General features: G+C 43.5%; 2 protein-coding genes. Both read right to left on the reverse strand.

Annotated elements, in window-relative coordinates:
• Nucleotides 1–101: 101 nt before the first annotated feature.
• Entirely contained in the window at nt 102–311 is a 210-nt protein-coding gene (locus tag SLU01_RS17820; protein ID WP_147060871.1) for a hypothetical protein, read from the reverse strand.
• 103 nt (nt 312–414) lie between these two features.
• A complete protein-coding gene (locus tag SLU01_RS17825) occupies nt 415–1,317 on the reverse strand; it encodes an aldo/keto reductase (RefSeq protein ID WP_147060873.1) in 903 nt (300 codons plus the stop codon).
• Between the last annotated feature and the right edge of the window lie 90 nt (nt 1,318–1,407).

Raw genomic sequence — 1,407 nt, forward strand, 5'->3', positions numbered from 1 at the left:
ATTTACATTTTTAAGCAAAAGGGTTGGAAATCTACGATTTCCAACCCTTTTGTCTACAGTCTGAAACGAGACTCCATAGCAGAGTCTCGTTTTTCATTTGTTTATTGGCTATCATCAGTGTCGGTATCAGTTCCATCATCAACATCAAGATCCACATCTGTATCCGTACCGTCATTAACATCGGCAGGTGGATTATTGACATCTACATCCGTATCGTCGTCTCCGTCACCGCATGCTGCAAGTAGTCCTACGGAAAGGAACGTGGCTGCTCCAAGTTTTAGCCATTTTTTGTCTTCTGTCAATAATTTCATCGAAATCTCCTCCAAGGTGTAATCATTAATAGTTGCCTATTCGTTAAATACCCCTCAAAGAGTTTCCTAATCATTACAGATTTGTTTCGAAAGTATTACAGACTCACGGTCGGTGCTGTTCGTAACGATGGGCTTCCGTAATTTGTGAGATCGATGCAATCTCTGATTTCTCCACTGTCGCTTCATACGCAACAATCGAATCAAGGAGTTGATTTTTTGAGCTGGCTCCGATTAGCGCCGAAGAGACAACGTCTTCGTTCAAATTGAATGAAAGGGCGAGTGCATGCACGTCACTCGCAGTTTCATGCACCTCTCCGACTGTCCTTTGTAAATGTTCGGCATCATATGCAGCGAAGCCATCCACCTTACCAACTCTCGAGATTCCTTCGCCTGTCAATAATCCTTTTGCCAACGTGCCTCTCGTAATGACTGAAGCCCCAGCTTCACGAATCATCGGAAACCATTCCTCAGGACGCCGATCTAGCAGACTGTATTGCATCATGACAGAAATAGCAGAGCTGTCCCTTAAAAAACGTTCAATGACATTCGGTCGAATCGATGAAATGCCGTATTGCCGGATGACGCCTTCCTTTTTCAAATCCTCAAACGCTTCAATCGTTTCGGAAACATCATCCTCCATCGTACCGCCATGCAATTGATAAAGGTCGATATAGTCCGTTCCAAGCCGCTTCAAACTCTCTTTAACTGCTTCTTTTATATATTCCTTTGAGGAATCCCAGCGCCAGCCTTCCTCTCCAGGGATCATTCGGTTGCCGACCTTTGTCGCAAGGATAATTTCATCACGTCTCCCTTTCAGCACTTCACCGACCATAGCTTCATTTTTGCCACCTGCGTATAAATCAGCTGTATCAAAGAAATTGATGCCTGCGTGTAACGCCGCGTCTACGATTGTTTTTACTACATTCAAATCGTCAGGAAATGACATGCACCCAAGCCCGAGTTCTGATACGTATAGTCCACTCTTGCCAATCTCTCTTTTTTTCAAAGGAGCACCTCCGTTTTTATTTTCATCTACATTAGTAACACTGTACAATGTAGAGGTTGATAGGGAAAGTATTCTTACTTGAAAAGAAAT

It is taken from the genome of Sporosarcina luteola, from assembly GCF_007991495.1.
GTDB classification, from domain to species: domain Bacteria; phylum Bacillota; class Bacilli; order Bacillales_A; family Planococcaceae; genus Sporosarcina; species Sporosarcina luteola.